The 15,887-nt window shown below is 63.8% G+C and carries 15 protein-coding genes and 1 tRNA gene; 5 read left to right on the top strand and 11 right to left on the bottom strand.

From position 1 onward, the window contains the following. Positions 1-36: 36 nt before the first annotated feature. A tRNA-Pro gene (locus tag EN862_RS21350) sits at positions 37-113 on the top strand. A 188-nt stretch (positions 114-301) separates the two neighbouring features. Beyond that, positions 302-1,372, top strand: coding sequence for an acyltransferase (locus EN862_RS21345; protein ID WP_127867864.1), 1,071 nt, complete (start codon positions 302-304; stop codon positions 1,370-1,372). Between the two features lies 1 nt (position 1,373). Here the strand turns inward: EN862_RS21345 and EN862_RS21340 are convergent, their stop codons facing one another. Continuing rightward, entirely contained in the window at positions 1,374-2,387 is a 1,014-nt protein-coding gene (locus EN862_RS21340) for a sugar-binding transcriptional regulator (RefSeq protein WP_127867863.1), read from the bottom strand. A 141-nt stretch (positions 2,388-2,528) separates the two neighbouring features. On the opposite strand from EN862_RS21340, the gene EN862_RS21335 reads away from it, so the two are divergent. Beyond that, positions 2,529-3,314: a hypothetical protein gene (locus EN862_RS21335; RefSeq protein WP_127867862.1), complete on the top strand. Its 786-nt coding sequence runs from the start codon at positions 2,529-2,531 to the stop codon at positions 3,312-3,314. 16 nt (positions 3,315-3,330) lie between these two features. Here EN862_RS21335 and ptsP read toward each other — a convergent pair whose 3' ends face one another. Genes ptsP through EN862_RS21310 form a run of 5 tightly spaced genes read right to left on the bottom strand, consistent with a single transcriptional unit; the run spans position 3,331 to position 8,046 of the window. Then, a complete protein-coding gene (gene ptsP, locus EN862_RS21330) occupies positions 3,331-5,313 on the bottom strand; it encodes a phosphoenolpyruvate--protein phosphotransferase (protein WP_127867861.1) in 1,983 nt (660 codons plus the stop codon). A 47-nt stretch (positions 5,314-5,360) separates the two neighbouring features. After that, positions 5,361-5,741: a PTS glucitol/sorbitol transporter subunit IIA gene (locus tag EN862_RS21325; protein ID WP_127867860.1), complete on the bottom strand. Its 381-nt coding sequence runs from the start codon at positions 5,739-5,741 to the stop codon at positions 5,361-5,363. Between the two features lie 27 nt (positions 5,742-5,768). After that, positions 5,769-6,773: a PTS glucitol/sorbitol transporter subunit IIB gene (locus EN862_RS21320; protein ID WP_127867859.1), complete on the bottom strand. Its 1,005-nt coding sequence runs from the start codon at positions 6,771-6,773 to the stop codon at positions 5,769-5,771. Between the two features lie 15 nt (positions 6,774-6,788). Continuing rightward, on the bottom strand, positions 6,789-7,556 hold the full coding sequence (locus EN862_RS21315; protein ID WP_127867858.1) for a PTS glucitol/sorbitol transporter subunit IIC: 768 nt from the start codon (positions 7,554-7,556) through the stop codon (positions 6,789-6,791). Positions 7,557-7,608: 52 nt separating this feature from the next. After that, a complete protein-coding gene (locus EN862_RS21310; protein WP_095818409.1) occupies positions 7,609-8,046 on the bottom strand; it encodes a transcriptional regulator GutM in 438 nt (145 codons plus the stop codon). Positions 8,047-8,234: 188 nt separating this feature from the next. Here EN862_RS21310 and EN862_RS21305 point away from each other — a divergent pair, with 188 nt between their 5' ends. After that, positions 8,235-8,876, top strand: coding sequence for a hypothetical protein (locus EN862_RS21305; RefSeq protein ID WP_127867857.1), 642 nt, complete (start codon positions 8,235-8,237; stop codon positions 8,874-8,876). An 87-nt stretch (positions 8,877-8,963) separates the two neighbouring features. Beyond that, positions 8,964-9,638 (top strand): HAD family phosphatase, encoded by a 675-nt coding sequence (locus tag EN862_RS21300; RefSeq protein WP_127867856.1) that lies wholly within the window; start codon positions 8,964-8,966, stop codon positions 9,636-9,638. Here EN862_RS21300 and EN862_RS21295 read toward each other — a convergent pair. The 5 genes from EN862_RS21295 to EN862_RS21275 form a co-directional block, all read right to left on the bottom strand. Next, on the bottom strand, positions 9,635-10,777 hold the full coding sequence (locus EN862_RS21295; RefSeq protein ID WP_127867959.1) for a DUF930 domain-containing protein: 1,143 nt from the start codon (positions 10,775-10,777) through the stop codon (positions 9,635-9,637). The two genes, EN862_RS21300 and EN862_RS21295, sit on opposite strands and share 4 nt — an antisense overlap. Before the next feature lie 135 nt (positions 10,778-10,912). Beyond that, complete coding sequence (locus EN862_RS21290; RefSeq protein WP_127867855.1) at positions 10,913-12,286, bottom strand: pyruvate dehydrogenase complex dihydrolipoamide acetyltransferase; 1,374 nt, start codon at positions 12,284-12,286, stop codon at positions 10,913-10,915. A gap of 3 nt (positions 12,287-12,289) precedes the next feature. Continuing rightward, the gene (locus tag EN862_RS21285; protein WP_127867854.1) at positions 12,290-13,288 is read right to left on the bottom strand and encodes an alpha-ketoacid dehydrogenase subunit beta; all 999 of its coding nucleotides are present in this window, start codon (positions 13,286-13,288) and stop codon (positions 12,290-12,292) included. Continuing rightward, on the bottom strand, positions 13,288-14,316 hold the full coding sequence (locus tag EN862_RS21280; RefSeq protein ID WP_127867853.1) for a thiamine pyrophosphate-dependent dehydrogenase E1 component subunit alpha: 1,029 nt from the start codon (positions 14,314-14,316) through the stop codon (positions 13,288-13,290). Before EN862_RS21280 ends, EN862_RS21285 begins: the two co-directional genes overlap by 1 nt. A 2-nt stretch (positions 14,317-14,318) precedes the next feature. Then, the gene (locus EN862_RS21275) at positions 14,319-15,647 is read right to left on the bottom strand and encodes an NAD(P)H-dependent oxidoreductase (protein WP_127867852.1); all 1,329 of its coding nucleotides are present in this window, start codon (positions 15,645-15,647) and stop codon (positions 14,319-14,321) included. Positions 15,648-15,887: the final 240 nt, after the last annotated feature.

The raw sequence follows: 15,887 nt of genomic DNA, 5'->3' as shown, positions 1-15,887 counted from the left end.
ACTCCAACCTTTGAGACTATAGGGCTTTGCGCGGTCCGGAGTGTAGCGCAGCCCGGTAGCGCACTTGACTGGGGGTCAAGGGGTCGTCGGTTCGAATCCGGCCACTCCGACCATTTTCAACCTAAAACTTGGCCCCAGACCTTCATCGACCGCGAGCGGCCGGGTCGACCGATTCCCGCAGAAGAACGGCCCCCATCGTCGAGCATAACGGGTTTGTTAATGTGGCCCGGAGTACAGGAGTTTCCTGGCAGCATCGAGAGTTCCGAGCACCGCCTTACCCTTGCAGCCACGGGCGCTCCGTATGGAATCGAAGCATTATCCGGCCGGATCGAACCTGACGCAGCTGACCAGCTTGCGGTTTTTCTCAGCTGTCTATGTGCTTGCGTACCATTCGGTCGACGTCGATGGAGCGCCACACCTGATCGCCAATTTTGTGAAAAATGGCTATCTCGGCGTCTCGTTTTTCTTCCTGCTGTCTGGATTCATCCTGACCCATTCCTACGTCGACAAAATGTCTCATTGGGACGAGTTTCGACAGTTCGCCGTAGCGAGATTCGCCAGAATTTATCCGGTCTATCTCCTTGCCCTCGCGGTGGCTCTGCCGCTGGCAAAAGGGCTTTTCGATTACCCGCTTGCGTCGCTGGCAACGCTTGGCCTCATTCAGGCCTGGGGAGCACCAGCGTCATTGCTTGCATTCTTCTGGAACCCCGCCGGCTGGACGCTTTCGGTTGAGTTCTTCTTCTACCTCATGTTCCCGCTTCTGCTTCCCCTCCTGTCAAGACTTACGACCGCGGCTCTGTGGGCCGGCCTGGCGGCAGCGGTGTCGATTTTTGCCGTTATGTGCCTTCCGGGTCTCGGGCCGACAGGTTACCTGGCTTTCGGCTGGATGGCGCCAATGCCTCTCCCGCTTTTGAGGCTGCCCGAATTCATCACCGGCATCATCTGCGCCCTGCTTTTTCGGGCTGGCGCGCTCGATCGCTTTCGCGGCGACTCGGCCGCCATCCTGGCCGGTGCGTTCACGGTTGTCGCGCTTGTCGCAACCAGCACGGCGACCATAGCGTCTTTCGCGGGAATCGGCTTCGTTGCCCTGATTGTGACATGCGCCGTGAATCAGGGCATGGTCCGACGCGCGCTGTCGCACAAACCTCTCGTGCTGCTGGGCAATGCAAGCTATGCCCTCTACATCCTGCAAATTCCGCTTCGAAAGTGGATGCCAGTGATATTCACGGGAGAATGGGACTGGATCGGACGGCTTTTGTATCAGCCCTTGCTTGTCATTATTTCGGTCGCCGTCTTCATCCTGCTGGAGGAGCCGGCCCGCAGGTTCCTCCGAGGCTCAATTCCAAAACGCGCGAGCCCATTCATCGCTTAATTCACGCCCCATGCGCCGCCAGCATGCGGCGCGCGCTTTCCTCGTCGGTGATGAGCACGGTCGGCGCGATCAGGTTCATGGCGCCGAGCAGCGCTTCGGTCTTCTCCGCGCCGCCGGAGGTGAGGATTCGGATCGGGGCCTTGCGCAGCCGATCGACATCCACCGACATCACATGGCTGTTGACCGGATGGTCGACCAGGTCGCCCTTGCGGTCGTAGAAATGGAACAGAAGATCGCCGACGGCGCCACGCGCCAGCAGGGCTTCCCGGTCCGCTTCCTTGAGAAAGCCGCCGCGCGAGAAGGTTGTGGCCGAAGCGATGCCGCCGACGCTCAGCAGGACCGCATCGAGCGCGTCGGCCATTGCAAAAATCTCCTGCAGGCCGCAGCGCTCGACCAGCGCGATCTTGGTCTCGACGCTGTCGACGACGGCCGGCGTCGGCATCAGATAGCCGTCACCCTGAAAAATCTGCGCGAAGCGCCAGGCGAACTCGGCCGGGTTGACCCGGCGCGCGACGCCGATGCCGCCAAGCAGCGAGATCACGCTGAAGTCGGTCAGCGATTTGGCGCTGATGAACGGCAAGGTGTTGAACAACGTGACGCCCCAGCCGACGCCGACCCGCATGCCGGATTTCATCGCGTCCGACAGGAACATGCCGGTCTTGGCGGCAATCGCCGGGATCGGATCGGCGTTGGGGTCGGAGAGCGGCGCCACCAGCGCCTGCTGCAGACCGAACGTCTTTTCCAGCGCGCGTTCCAGGCGCACGATCTCCAGGAGTTCGCTCTCGATGGTGATCTTCACCTCGTTGCGCGCCCGCGCCTCCGCCAGCATGCGCACGATGGTGACCCGGCCGACGCCGAGCACGTCGGCGATCTCGTTCTGTGTCATCTGCTCGACGAAATACATCCAGGCGGCGCGGATCCTGAGCCGGTCGGTCCGGCTTTCATTGACGACCTGCTCGGCCGCCTCCGCTGTCGCCTTGCCGTTTTCAGCTTCGCCCTGCCGTCGCCTGCCCAAGTTCCCCTCCGCGATGCCGTCGCCGATTCTGCGTGCTGGTTAAATATCGTCTATTGATCTACCAAGCGAGACGAACAATCTAGAGAGGGCGACTGGCGCCCCAGAGCCCTGACCGGCTTCAGCATTTCGAGGCAATTGGCGATGCTGCGACAAATTTCCGAAGATGTGCGCGCCAACCTGAAGGACCGGCTTCGGGAACTGCGCGACGCCATTCGCCAAAGCCGCCACGACAGCACCGGCGAGACCTCTCACGATATAGCCGGCAATTTGCCTCCCTTTCCGGGCCGCAGCCTGCTCGGCCACGCCGCGAGCGCTGTCGACGACGCGCTGACGATCGCCGAATCCTTCGTTCCGCATTCCCGGCCGCTCAAGGTCGACGGGACGACCGTGAAAAGCCTGCGCTCCTATTTCCCGGATGGCGATGAAGACCGGCAGATCGGCGGCGAACGTCAATTCAGGCGCGACATGTATTATCTGACCCGCGCGGTTTTGGCCGGTTACGGCGTCGACAATCCCCGCGTACACGAGGCAAGCTTTTCCGCCGTGCACGCCGCGATGCGCAAGCGCCATGCCGATCTTCTGGCTGGGGCGACGGCGGACGCGGCCTCCACGGACCAGGTCGCGGCGGCCTGCGCGGCTCTCCTCGTCGAATGCCTCAACCACCGTCCGGTTCAGCCTGGCGAGATCGGGACAGGCCCGGCAATCGCCGGCGACCGGTCTCTCGACATCAAATGCCTTGCGCCGGTGGTGCTTGCTTGCGGACTGGCGACCAAGGCGGACGGCGGCGCGCCGGAGCCTGATATTCTCGAGATCGCCGTGCTGGCGGCCGAGGTGCGGGAGGATCGCATCCGGCAGGCCTGCGCCCAGGCCAACGCCGTCCAGGAGTTGACACCGGTTCTCGCCACGCTGCTCGCGCATCTGACGTAACCGCCGCAAGGATCCGCTATCGTTCGGCCGCCATGGCCGCGATGGTCTTCTTGGCGCGCTGGATCGAGGCCGGGCTCATGCTGAGCTCAGTCAGGCCCATCCCGATGAAGGCCGGGATCAGGTCCGGTCGGCCGGCGGCCTCGCCGCACATGCCGACCATGATGCCGGCGGCGGCACCTGCCTTGGCCGTCAGCTCGATCGCCGACATCACCGCCGGATTGGTGACGTCATTGAGCTTGGCGACCGTAGGGTTGAGGCGGTCGGCGGCCATGATGTACTGGGTGAGATCATTGGTGCCGATCGAGAAGAACGCCACTTCCTTCGCCAGCGCCGGCGCGATCAGCACGGCGGCCGGCGTCTCGATCATCACGCCGAGGTCGAAGCTTGAATGCTCCACGCCCTCGGCCTTCAACTCGGCGGCGCATTCATCGACCAGTGCACGCGTGCGCGTCACCTCGGCGATTTCCGAGACCATTGGCAGCATCACCTTGATATTGCCATGGACAGCGGCCCTGAGCAGCGCCCGCAGCTGCTTCTTGAAGATGTCGGGACGGTCGAGACACATGCGGATGCCGCGCCAGCCGAGGAAGGGGTTTTCCTCGTCGGGAAATTCGATGCCGGCGATCGGCTTGTCGCCGCCGATGTCGAGCGTGCGCACGATGACCGAATGCGGCGCAAACGCCTTGGCCAGCGCGCTGTAGGTCTCGGCCTGCATGTCTTCCGAAGGCAGGTGCATGTGGCGCATGAAGAGCAGCTCGGTGCGGAACAGGCCGACGCCCATGGCGCCGGCTTCCTGCGCGGCCTCGATCTCCTCCAGCGAGCCGATATTGGCGGCGACCTCGATCACCGTGCCGTCGGCGCGTGTAGGAGTTACTCCCTTGAATATCTTGAGGCCCGCGCGCTCATGCGTTGCGGCTTCAACGCGCCGGGTGAAATCGGAGCGCGTCGTCTCATCCGGATCGACGATCACATGCCCGGCATTGCCGTCGAGCGCCACTTCCTTTGCGGTGCGCAACTGGTTGACCTTATCACCGAGACCCAGCACCGCCGGGATGCCGTGCGAGCGCGCGATGATGGCGATGTGCGAGGTGGCGCCGCCATGGCCGCAGACCACACCGCCGATGCGCTTCAGCGGCGCGCGTGCCAGATCCCAGGCACCGATGTCGTCGGCAATCAGGATCGCGCCCTGCGGTATGGTCTCCAGGCTGACCTCGTCTTGGCCGAGCAGCACCAGGCAGATCTGCCGCCCGACGGCATGAACGTCGTCGGCCCGGGCGTTGAGGTAATGGTCGTCGACGGCGCTGAAATCGGCGGCGATGGTAGAGGCCGCGCCGATAACGGCGGACACCGCGTCATCGCCCTCGCTGATGAGCCTTTCGACCTCGCCGGTCAGGCTGTCGTCGGCGGCGATGTCGCGCAGGGCCGCGACGATGCCACGGTCGCCGGCGGAGAGATTATCCTCGGCAAGGGTTCGATCCATGCGCGCCTGGACCTGCGCTACGGCCGCACGGAACCGTTCGACCTCGCCGTCGATCTCATCGGCTTGCAGGCGCCGGCCCGGTCCTTCGATCTCGGCGGGAAAATGCGCGAAAGCCGGCCCGATGGCCACGCCCTCGCTGGCGGCGACGCCCTGCAGCTTCGGTGTTCCATCGGCGGGCGCGGTATCCGCTGGCGTGGCCTCAGGAGCGAGTGCTGCAGCCGCGGCTTCCAGGCCGCCTCCCTCGCCTGCCTCGTCGTCGAGACCGGCGCGCGGGTTCTCGAGATAGCCGATCAGCGCTTCGACCGCCTCGATGGCGTCGGCGCCATTGGCGCGCACGGTGACTTCCTGGTTTTCCTTGACCGCCAGCAGCATCAGCTTGACCGAGCTCTTGGCGCTGACCGCCTTGCCGTCCTTGACCAGCTCGACCTCGGATTCAAAACCCTTGGCGAGCTTCACGAACCGCGTGGCGGGACGGGCGTGCAAACCTTCGTGCACTCTGACGATGGTCGAGCGTTCCATGGCAATACTCTAGGTTTGAGCGCCGTCGACAGACAGCGCGGATATTATCAGGCGGCGATGGTGATGACAGCGCCCGGTGTAAGGGCCGCCACGAGCGCTCCGGTATCGACCTCGGATGCGCAGACTTCGCCCGGCCTTTCGGCCTCGGTCGCTCCGTTGAAGGAGATCACGACATGGCCCATCTCGCGGACCTTGCTCCAGGCCGTGTCGCCGACCGCCGTTATAACAGCCGAAACCGGTCCGAGCGTGATCGACGCGCCTTTCGCTGGCCCGTTATCGCTCGGGCCTTCCTCCGTCTTGTGCAGCACGGAGACCTCGGCCAGTTCGGGAGGCGAGCCATCCGCGAACAGGATGACCACGCCGCCCTCGGCGAGGTCCGCCACTTCGGGTCCTATTGCAGTGACCCGTGTCTTGAGAAGAACCGACATATGGCGAACCTCGTTTTTATGAATGTTTTAGAACACGATCAGGGACACGACCCATGCGATCAGCACGGAGACCGGGCCCATGATCTGGCGGCTGATAAGCACCGCCGGCACCCCGATTTCGATCGTCTTCGGCTTGGCCTCACCGAGCGCCAGACCGACGGGAACGAAGTCGCAGCCCACTTGGGTGTTGTAGGCAAACAGCGCCGGCAGCGCCATCGCCGGCGAGATGGTGCCGTTGGCGATCTGCGGGCCGATGATGGCGACGCCGATGACCTGAGCGATGACCGCGCCCGGTCCCAGGATGGGCGACAGGAACGGCAGGCCGCAGATGGCCGAGATGACCAGCAGGCCGACGATGTTGTTGGCCAGCGGACCCATCGGCTGCGCCAGCACGTCACCGATGCCGGTATAGAGGATGAGGCCGATCAGCATGGTCACGAAGGCCATGAAGGGCAGCACGTTGCGGACGACCTGGTCGATGGTGCGGCGGCCGGAGTTGAAGAAGATGCCGACCACGCGGCCCATGACGCGGCCGATCGAGCTGATCAGGCCGATAAGCCCGCCTTCGCTCGGCAGCGGCTCAGCCGCCCTGGTCGTAGTGTTGCTGCTTGAATTCATGGTTGTTGCTCCCCCCGCAGTGGTGACCGCTTCGGATCCGTCCGCCATTGCGACGTTGGCCGGCTTCACGCCCGAAACGTAGATGTCTTCCGTGATGAACTGAGCGAGCGGACCCGCCTGGCCGACCGGCGTCAGGTTGACGGTCGGGATACGCTTGCGCGGGTAGACGCCGCAGCGCGCCGTGCCGCCGCAGTCGACGACGACGACCGCCATCTCGCTTTCGATCGGCGGCGACTTGAAGCCGTCGACGGCCTGGGCGCCGGTCATATCGGCGATGAGCTGCGCCACCGGATGAATGCCGCCGCCGGTCACCGACACGACCTTGCTGCGCTGATCGGTCGGCTCGATGACCAGGGGGCCGCCCCAACCGGTGGAGCCCCTCGAGATCTTTACTGCCTTGTATGTCTTGGCCATGGTGTCCTCCCGCCCTTAGAGCTCGACGCCCTGGCGGCGTGCCATGATGGCCGTGATGCGCTCGGTCAGCATGCCTTTCAGCAGGATGACGACGAGGCCGACGATGGCGTACCAGATGGCCACCTTGACGTGATAGCCGTTGGCGATGACGCCCCGCTTCTCGAGGTCGAGCAGCGCGACCAGCATGCCGCCCCAGACGAAATATTCGCCGGGGTTGATGTGCGGGAAGAGGCCGAGCGGCGGATGCACGTAGGACACCGCAGCGTCATAGAAGGCGGGCTTGTGCTTTTCTTCCAGGAAGGAGCCGAAGGTGTAGGCCATCGGGTTGGTGAGGAAGAACACCGACAGCACCGGCAGCACGGTGTAGCGGGTCAGCGCGATGCGGCCGGCGCCGCGCGCCAGGCCGTGGACGCGCTCCTCGCCGACCAGCTCGGTGACGGCGTAGAAGGCGGTCATCAGCACGACCAGGGTCGGGATGATGCCGGTGACGAAGCCGGCGAACACCTCGCCGCCCTTCTGGAAGATGCCGATGAAGTATTTGCCGATCGCGGTGAGCCAGCCCAGCTGCTCTTCCTGCTGCACGTTCTTCAGCTGTTCCTTCAGCTGATCGGCGGTGACCGGCGCGTTGTCGGTCGTCGCCTGCGCCAGGACCACAAGATGATCGGTGGCATGCTCGACGCCGAGCTTGCCGTGCCAGGCAGCATCCGAGACCATGGTGCCTGCGACATGCAGGTTATGCACCGCCAGGTCGGCATGCTGCGCCAATAACGAAATTACAGACATTTCTCCTCCTTATGACCCCTGCCGGTCATTCCCAGCCGGCTGCCGGCGTCGTTTAAGCCCTTGCTACGTTCAAGCCGGCCAGGCCCGGCTTCTTCCCCGGCTCCGACCGCGCGCGGTCGATCTGCTCGATCGCCCGTTTCACGGCCTCGGCCACACCGGGTTCCCCCTCCCCCATGATCGCAGGGTTGGACCGGAGTCGATCGAGGGGGATGCCCTCGAATTCTTCATGTCGCTTGAACTTGGTCAGCACCGAACGGCCGCTCATGACCATCATGCGGCGCACGATGAGGTCCGGCGTCACGACGATCAGCGCAATAGTGCCCTTGGCCAGCCGGCCGCGGAAATTGCCGGCGCCGACGAAGCCGTCCTTGTATTGGCTGGTGACGCCTTTGAAAACGTCCGAATAGTGCCGCATCTGCAGCCAGACGCCGAGCGATTGCAGCGCCCAGACGACAAAAAGCAGAAGCAGCGCCCACTGCCAGATCGCCATTTCGGTCTCCTCCCGAGTCGCTTCCTCCTGTGCATATTGAACGGAGGCGAGACGACCCGAAAGTGAGAACATTTGTTTCCTCGAATGTCAACATGTATTATATTAGCGGCCATAACGCTCCACAGGCGACCGGCCGATTTCGGCATCGGCGGCGCTGTGCTAGCCTGTCGTCAAACGGGATGTGAGACATGGACCTGCCCTTCAGGCACGAACTGGCGCTTATGCCGGACCTTCGCCACCGGCTGCGGCAGCTGCGCTGGTTCCGCGCCACCTTCCGCAGCAGCGCGAAGGTGGTGTCCGAAACCTTCGGCGTGCGCTTCGAGATCGACGAGGCCAAGCTGACGCGCGCCTTCCTCGACTGGATCGAGGTCATGGAAGCGCAGAAGCGATTCGCTGATGTGGATCGCGCAGACTTCATCGTGTTCGCCGCCGGACTGGTGCTGCGCGAGCTGATCCGGCAGGCGCCGGCGCGGGAGGTCTCAGGTCTGAAGGAAATGATCGAGACCGAGGCAACTGCCGGCACAGCGGAAATCGTGCGCTTCTGGCCGGAAGGTTTCCTCTACACAAACTACTGCGTGTCGGCCATCCTGGCGGTGCACGAGCAGGAGTTCGGCACGGCGCCCAGCATCGACAAATGCGCCGACGACCTGCGCACCTGGTGGTCCTACCGCGAGAACGCGACGGAAATGCCCGCCTATGCCGTGGCCTTCCTCGACCGCTTTCTCGGCGCCGAGCCAAACTGGATCACGCCCGACCGCGCCCAGTCGCGCCAGGCCATGCAGCGCGCGCTCGGATCCTCGCCGGTCAGCGAGGTGCTGCGCCAACTTTGAGAGCTGTACACGGAATCACCCACTATTGAACATCTGACTTTTTATCGATAGCGATGTGCGCATTGGCACAGGAGCCGGGAGAGGCGCGTGGCGCAACGTAGACTGATGATTTTCGACTGCGACGGCGTTCTCGTCGACAGCGAGCCGCTGGCCGCCAAGGCCTATGAGCGCGTTTACGAAAAGCACGGCATGCCCGGCGTGCATGGCGGCATCATCGCGCAGTGCATCGGCATGAAGCAGTCCGACATCATCGCCAAGATCAAGACACTGACCGGCCATCAGTTCCCGCCCGCCGCCGAAGGCGACATCTGGGCCGAGACCAAGCTTTTGTTCTCCGAGGAGCTTAAATCCACGCCGGGGATCGTGCCGTTCCTCAACGCGCTTGCCGGCGACCGCTGCGTCGCCTCGTCATCCTCGGTCGAACGCATCAACCACAGCCTGTCGGTAACCGGACTGTCGCGCTTCTTCGGCGAGGCGATCTTCTCCTCCTCGATGGTGAGGAACGGCAAGCCGGCGCCCGACATCTTCCTCCATGCCGCCGAGAAGATGGGCGCGAAGCCGTCCGACTGCATCGTGGTCGAGGATTCGCCCTTCGGCGTCCAGGGCGCGGTCGCGGCCGGCATGATCGCTATCGGCTTTACCGGCGGCGGTCACACCTATCCCGAGCACGGTGTGCGTCTGAAGGCTGCCGGCGCCGATTTTGTGTGCGCCGATTGGCACGAGGTTGGCCGGCAGTTGGCCGAGCTCGGTGTGCCGGCTTAGTTTAGTGGCCACCGAACTAAATCACGACTGGCCCACTCGCCGCGCGGAATCAGTGACCCAACACGGAAGTTGAAGGACCGGACCCTCGTCGCATCGTCGTCTACCTCGCACCGGAAGCTCAGGTTGTACCAAGTTTTTCTCGTGCTGAATGCGGCTAGTGGAGGGTTGAGGATATTGCCTTTGTCCAACTCAATAGTTGGCACCCATTTGACCGGATAGTCGGCATTTTGCAATTCTCGGCTCAGGACGTTGCCGCAAAGGGTCGCCACGCGCAGACCGCGCGGAACATTATCCATGGAGCTGGTGGCAAACATGTCGCCGGTCGCTCCCTGCGAATAGAGTTTTCGAACGCCCGGAAGACCGGCATAGACCGGCGATCCTGCAACTTCGTTGTTTGTGGGATTTGACCTTCCCGCATTCCCACTTGGCGCCCTGAAGGCCCTTGCAGGTTTGAACGTCATTGTCTTGACCGGTTTGGGCTTTGCCTTGGCGACCGAGGTTGGAGGCGCCGGCTTGCTGCCGGTCTCCGCCGTCAATGGCTTTGGTGTTTCCGCTGCTTGCTGATCAGCGGTTTGCGGTTGCTCCTCCTGGTTCTCCGGCTGCTGTTTGTCGTTGTCTTCTGTCGCCTGCTTCTCCTCGCTTTGCGCGGATTTGGCATCCGGCGGAACGGCGGCGGATTTCTCCTCAGGCTTGCTGGACTGCGCCTGTTGCTCGGGACTAGCGGGTTGGGGGAACTGGGGCGACGCGGGTGTCGGTGCAACGACCGGCTTCGCCGGCTCGTCCTTGGCGGGCCGCGACGCGTTGGGCTTGGCACTTTCTCCCTCGAGAGATTTCTCCGGCCCGGTATCCTTTTTGCCATACTGAAAAACACGCTTCAAAACCCGGTCGTCTGGCAGCTTCGGAAGTTCCGGGGGCGGCTTCTGTTCAGGCGGCTTTTCTGCCTTCTTTTCGGGCTTCGGCTTGGGCTGCTCCGGCGGCGGCACGATCGCCACGTTGACCGGCTGTTCCTGCTGGTCCGGCTGCTGCTCGGGTCTCGGCAGGCCATAGAACAGGAACGTTGCGATCAGGGCATGCAGGAACAGCGATGCGGCCAAGGCCCATCGCGAATTCCGAAACCATTCCCGCATCTTGCCGTTCATTGCGCCCGATGTGGAACGAAACAGCCGCGGCTTCAAGCACCGGGCCGGATTCCTGCGAGCTGCCGGGCTGACAAGTCAGTGATCGTAGGGCCCGTGGCGTAAGAGCAAGCCGGATCAAGGGCCTGCGGGGATGGCTTACACCAGCATGCCCATCGGGTTCTCGATCATGCGCTTGAAGGCGCCGAGCAATTCCGCGCCGAGCGCGCCGTCGACGGCACGATGATCGGTGGACAAGGTCACCGACATCACGGTGGCAATCTTGATCTCGCCCTTCTTCACCACTGCCCGATCCTCGCCGGCGCCGACCGCCAGGATCGTCGCATGCGGCGGGTTGATGACGGCGGCGAAGTCCTTGATGCCGAACATGCCGAGATTGGACACCGCCGTCGTGCCGCCCTGATACTCTTCCGGCTTCAGCTTGCGGCTCCTGGCGCGGTTGGCGAGGTCCTTCATCTCGTTGGAGATGACCGACAGCGTCTTTTCATCCGCATGGCGAATGATCGGCGTGATCAGACCGCCGGGGATCGACACGGCGACGCCGACATCGGCGTGCTTGTGCTTGACCATGGCGTTGTCGGTCCACGAGGCGTTGGCATCCGGCACCGCCATCAGCGCCATCGCCATCGCCTTGATCACCATGTCGTTGACCGAGAGCTTGTAGGCTGGAACCTCGCCCTTCTCGGTCTTCCTCATCGGGGCCGCGGCATTGAGCTGCGTGCGCAACGCCAGCAGCGCATCGAGCTCGCAGTCGAGCGTCAGATAGAAATGCGGGATGGTGGATTTCGCCTCGACCAGGCGGCGCGCGATGGTCTTGCGCATATTGTCATGCGGCACAAGCTCGTAAGAGCCCTCGGCGAACAATTTCAGCACCTGGTCGTCCGACATCGGCTTCGGCGCGGGCGAAGGAGCGGACGGGGCTTCGACCGGGCTTGGCGCTGCGATCTCGGCGACCAGTTGAGCAGGAGCGGCGGCCTTCGCCGCAACTGCGGCCTCGACGTCGGCGCGCACAACACGGCTGCGCGGACCGCTGCCTTGTATTTCGGCTATCTTAAGACCGGCTTCACGAGCCAAGCGGCGCGCCAGCGGCGTTGCGCGCTCGCCTTGTGATTGGCCAATCTCCCCCCTTGTGGGGGAGATGCCCGGCAGGGCAGAGGGGGGCGCGAAGGAATGAGAGGCAGGCGGGACAGCGCCCCCCTCTGTCGGCTTCGCCGACATCTCCCCCACGAGGGGGGAGATTGGCGCCTCACCCTGCTTGGCCTCATAAACCTCGTCGTCGGCATAGATCCAGGCAACGGGCTCACCGACGGGGATGTCGACGCGCTCCTTGCCGGTGACGTTGCGCAGCGTGCCGCTGGCCGGCGCATCGATCTCCATCGCCGCCTTGTCGGTCTCGATCTCGAAGAGCACATCGCCCTTCTTGACCTTGGCGCCCTCCTCGGCGAACCAGCGCGAGATCTGGCCGGTCGCCATGTCCATGTCGACCTTGGGAAGAATGACTTCTGTCGGCATCGCTCAGCGGACCCCTTTCACGAGGTCGCGCGCGGCGGCGATGATGTCGGGAACCTGCGGCACCGTCGCCTTTTCAAGATCCGGATTGTAGGGGATCGGCGTTTCGGCGCCGCCCAGGCGCACGATCGGCGCGTCGAGATAGTCGAAGGCCTCGCTTTCGGCGACAAGCGCACTCACTTCCGCGCCGATGCCGAGCGTCTTCACCGCCTCGTAGACGCAGAGCAGGCGCGAGGTTTTCTTCACGCTGTCGATGATTGTCTGCCGGTCGATCGGCCGGATCGTGCGCAGGTCGACCACCTCGATATCGATGCCCTCGCCTTCCAGCGCCGCAGCGGCGTCGAGCGCCTTCTGCACCATGATCGATGTTGCAACGATGGTGAGGTCGCGGCCCTCGCGGCGGATCTCGGCCTTGCCGATCGGCACGGTGTAGTGGCCTTCCGGCACATGGCCCTTCATCTTGTAGAGCAGCTTGTGCTCGAAGATCATGACAGGATCTGGGTCGGCAACGGCGGCAAGCAGCATGCCCTTGGCATCGTGCGGCGTCGCCGGCTGGATGACCTTGAGGCCGGGCACATGCCCGAGCCAGGCTTCCAGGCTCTGGCTGTGCTGCGCGGCGGCGCCCGTGCCGGAGCCGGCCGGGAAACGCATCACCACCGGCACCGAAACCTCGCCGCCCAGCATGAAGCGCATCTTGGCCGCCTGGTTGACGATCTGTTCCATGGCGAGCGTGGCGAAATCCGAGAACTGGAATTCGAAGATCGGCCGCATGCCGGTAACGGCCGCGCCCACCGCGACGCCCGCGCCGCCCAGTTCCGAGATCGGCGTGTCGATCACCCGGTCGGTGCCGTAGCGCTCGACGAGATCGCCGGTCACCTGGAAGGCGCCGCCATAGACACCGATGTCCTCGCCCATCAGGAAGACGCGCTCGTCCATGTCCATGGCGATCGCCATGGCTTCCTGGATCGCCTGCGCGTAGCTGAGCTCACGCATCACAGCGTCCATCACGTTTGCTCCGTGTAAACATAGTTCTCGAGGGTGGCGATCTCGGGGGCCGGGCTTGCCTTGGCGAACTCGATACCGTCGGCGATCTCCTGGGCGACCGCGTCGCGGATGACTTCGATGCCCTGGTCGTCGATGAAACCGAAATCGCGCAGCTCGTTTTCGAAGAGCGTGATCGGATCGCGGTTCGCCATCCAATCCTCGATCTCTTCCTTGGTGCGGTAACGGTTGCGGTCGCTCTTGGAATGGCCGCGATGGCGGTAGGTCTTGGATTCGATCAGCGTCGGCCCCTCGCCGGCGCGCGCCCGCTCCACCGCCTTGAAGGACGCCTCTGCCACCTCGGAGAAGATGTTGCCGTTGACGATGACGCCCGGCATCGAATAGGCGGCCGCGCGCTCGGCGATGTTCTTCACCGCCGTCGAGCGCGCCGTCGAGGTCGACATGCCGTAGCCGTTGTTCTCGCACACGAAGATCACCGGCAGCTTCCATATCGCCGCCATGTTCAGCGCCTCGTGGAAGGCGCCCTCATTGTTGGCGCCGTCGCCGAAGAAGGAGACGACCACCTTGCCGGTCTTCATCATCTTGGACGAAAGCGCGGCGCCCACGGCGATCGGAATGCCCCCGGCGACGATGCCGTTGGCGCCGAGATTGCCCTTGGCGACATCGGCGATGTGCATGGAGCCGCCCCTGCCCTTGCAGTAGCCGGTGGTCTTGCCGAAGAACTCCGCGAACATGCGGCTGACCTCGGTGCCCTTGGCGATGCAATGGCCATGGCCGCGATGCGTCGAGGTGATCTGGTCATCCTCGGCGAGCGGCATGCAGATACCCATGGCGCTGGCTTCCTGGCCGATCGACAGGTGCATGGTGCCGTGGATGAGGCCGCGCATGTAGCACTCTTCCGCACCCTCTTCGAAGCGGCGGATGAGATACATCTTGTGAAGCACCTGCCTCAGTTGCTCCGGACTGTACTGACGATAGACGAAAGGCAGGTTGGCGCGGCTATCCGCAACGGCTTTGCTGGCTCCGGCCATGATCACGCCCCCACAGCGCCATAGACGAGCTTATCCTGGCGGGCACGCAACTCGGCGATCTTCGAGCCCGGTGCGGGGGCCGCGTTGGCATAGGTGATCAGGTCGCCCTTCTTGATGGGCGCCGTGACGGAGCCACCCTGCAGCAGGCCGCAGGGGATGGCGCGCGCCGCATGGGCTTCCGGCGCCGTCATAATCCAGGCGCGATAGCAATACTCGCCGATGGCATCGAGCTTGTCGCCAGGCTTCAGGTCCTTCTTGGCGACGGCGCAGACCTCGGCGACCGGCTTTGCCAGCGGCACCATGTCAGCCTTGCCGTAAAGCACGACGCGGGCGCAGGTCAGCGGCACTTCGAGCGAGGTCAGGTGATAGGGGCGATGGAAAGTGAAGTATGGGCCCTTGCCCATCTTCAGGTCTTCCATGCGCTCCGAGATGCGCGGATGCGACATGTCGGCCACGACGAAGACGCCGGGGGCGACGCCCTTGCCGATCGAATAGTCGACGACGCCGACCTTCGACAGCACGCCGCCGTCCTTCTGAGGCACCAGCACCTTCGACAATTCGCCGAGCGTGGCTGCCGGACCGTGCATGCCGGGCTTGTCGGGAACCAGCCCGGTCGCGTTGGCGATCGCCGCCATCTCGACCATGGTCTTCGAACCGTCGACGAATTCGACCAGCATGCGTACATTCATATGCCGTCGCTTCGCCTCCTCCTCATAGTCCGGAGGCGTGGCGTCGATGTTGAGCGGATTGTTCTTGCCCTTGCCGGCGGCGACGATCGGGTGGCCCATGGCGGAGACGAACTCGATCAGCTCCATGCAGGAAGACGGCTCGTCGCCGGCGCCCAGCGAATAGGTGACGCCCAGACGGTCGGCCTCGGCCTTGAGATAGGCGCCGATGGTGACGTCGGCCTCGACATTCATCATCACCAGGTGCTTGCCGTGCTCCATGGCGCGCAGGCCGATCTCGGCGCCGACTGCCGGAACGCCGGTCGCGTCGATCACGACGTCGATGAGGTCGTTGCCGATGACCAGGCTGGAATCGTTGGTGACGGCGATCTTGCCCGCCTCCATGGCAGCGGTCATGGCCGAGGCGTTCGACACTTCCCGCGCGTGTCCGGTTTCCTGGAAAGCGATATCGACGGCCCTGCTCGCCGCCGGCAGGTTGAGTTCGGAAATGGCGCCGATCTCGATGCCGGACATATGGGCGACGCGGGTAACGATGTCGGTTCCCATTTCGCCTGAGCCGATGAGGCCGATGCGGATAGGCTTGCCGGACTTGCCGCGTTCATCGAGATCCCGGGCGAGACCCGTCAACGAAATATTGGAAGCCATGCCGCTTATTCCTCCCATATCGCATGCTGTTTGATTGCTTGACGGGTATTGAACATCTGTATTTCTGTCAAGACTAATGTCCAAATCTTTGACCGTTAGTCGACGCTTTTCGGGTTGGTCGGGGCGCGGGCGCGAAGGGCATGGACCATGAGCGCCGCCATCAAACCGAATGCGAGCGAGCGCCCGCGGCCGAATGCCGACCAAGGCCGTTCGACGGACCGCAAGGAGATATCTAGGCGG

The organism is Mesorhizobium sp. M2E.F.Ca.ET.219.01.1.1, assembly GCF_004016445.2.
Classification (GTDB): Bacteria; Pseudomonadota; Alphaproteobacteria; order Rhizobiales; family Rhizobiaceae; genus Mesorhizobium.
The sequence above is the reverse complement of the archived record's forward strand: the minus strand, read 5'-3'. Positions and strand labels throughout refer to the sequence as shown.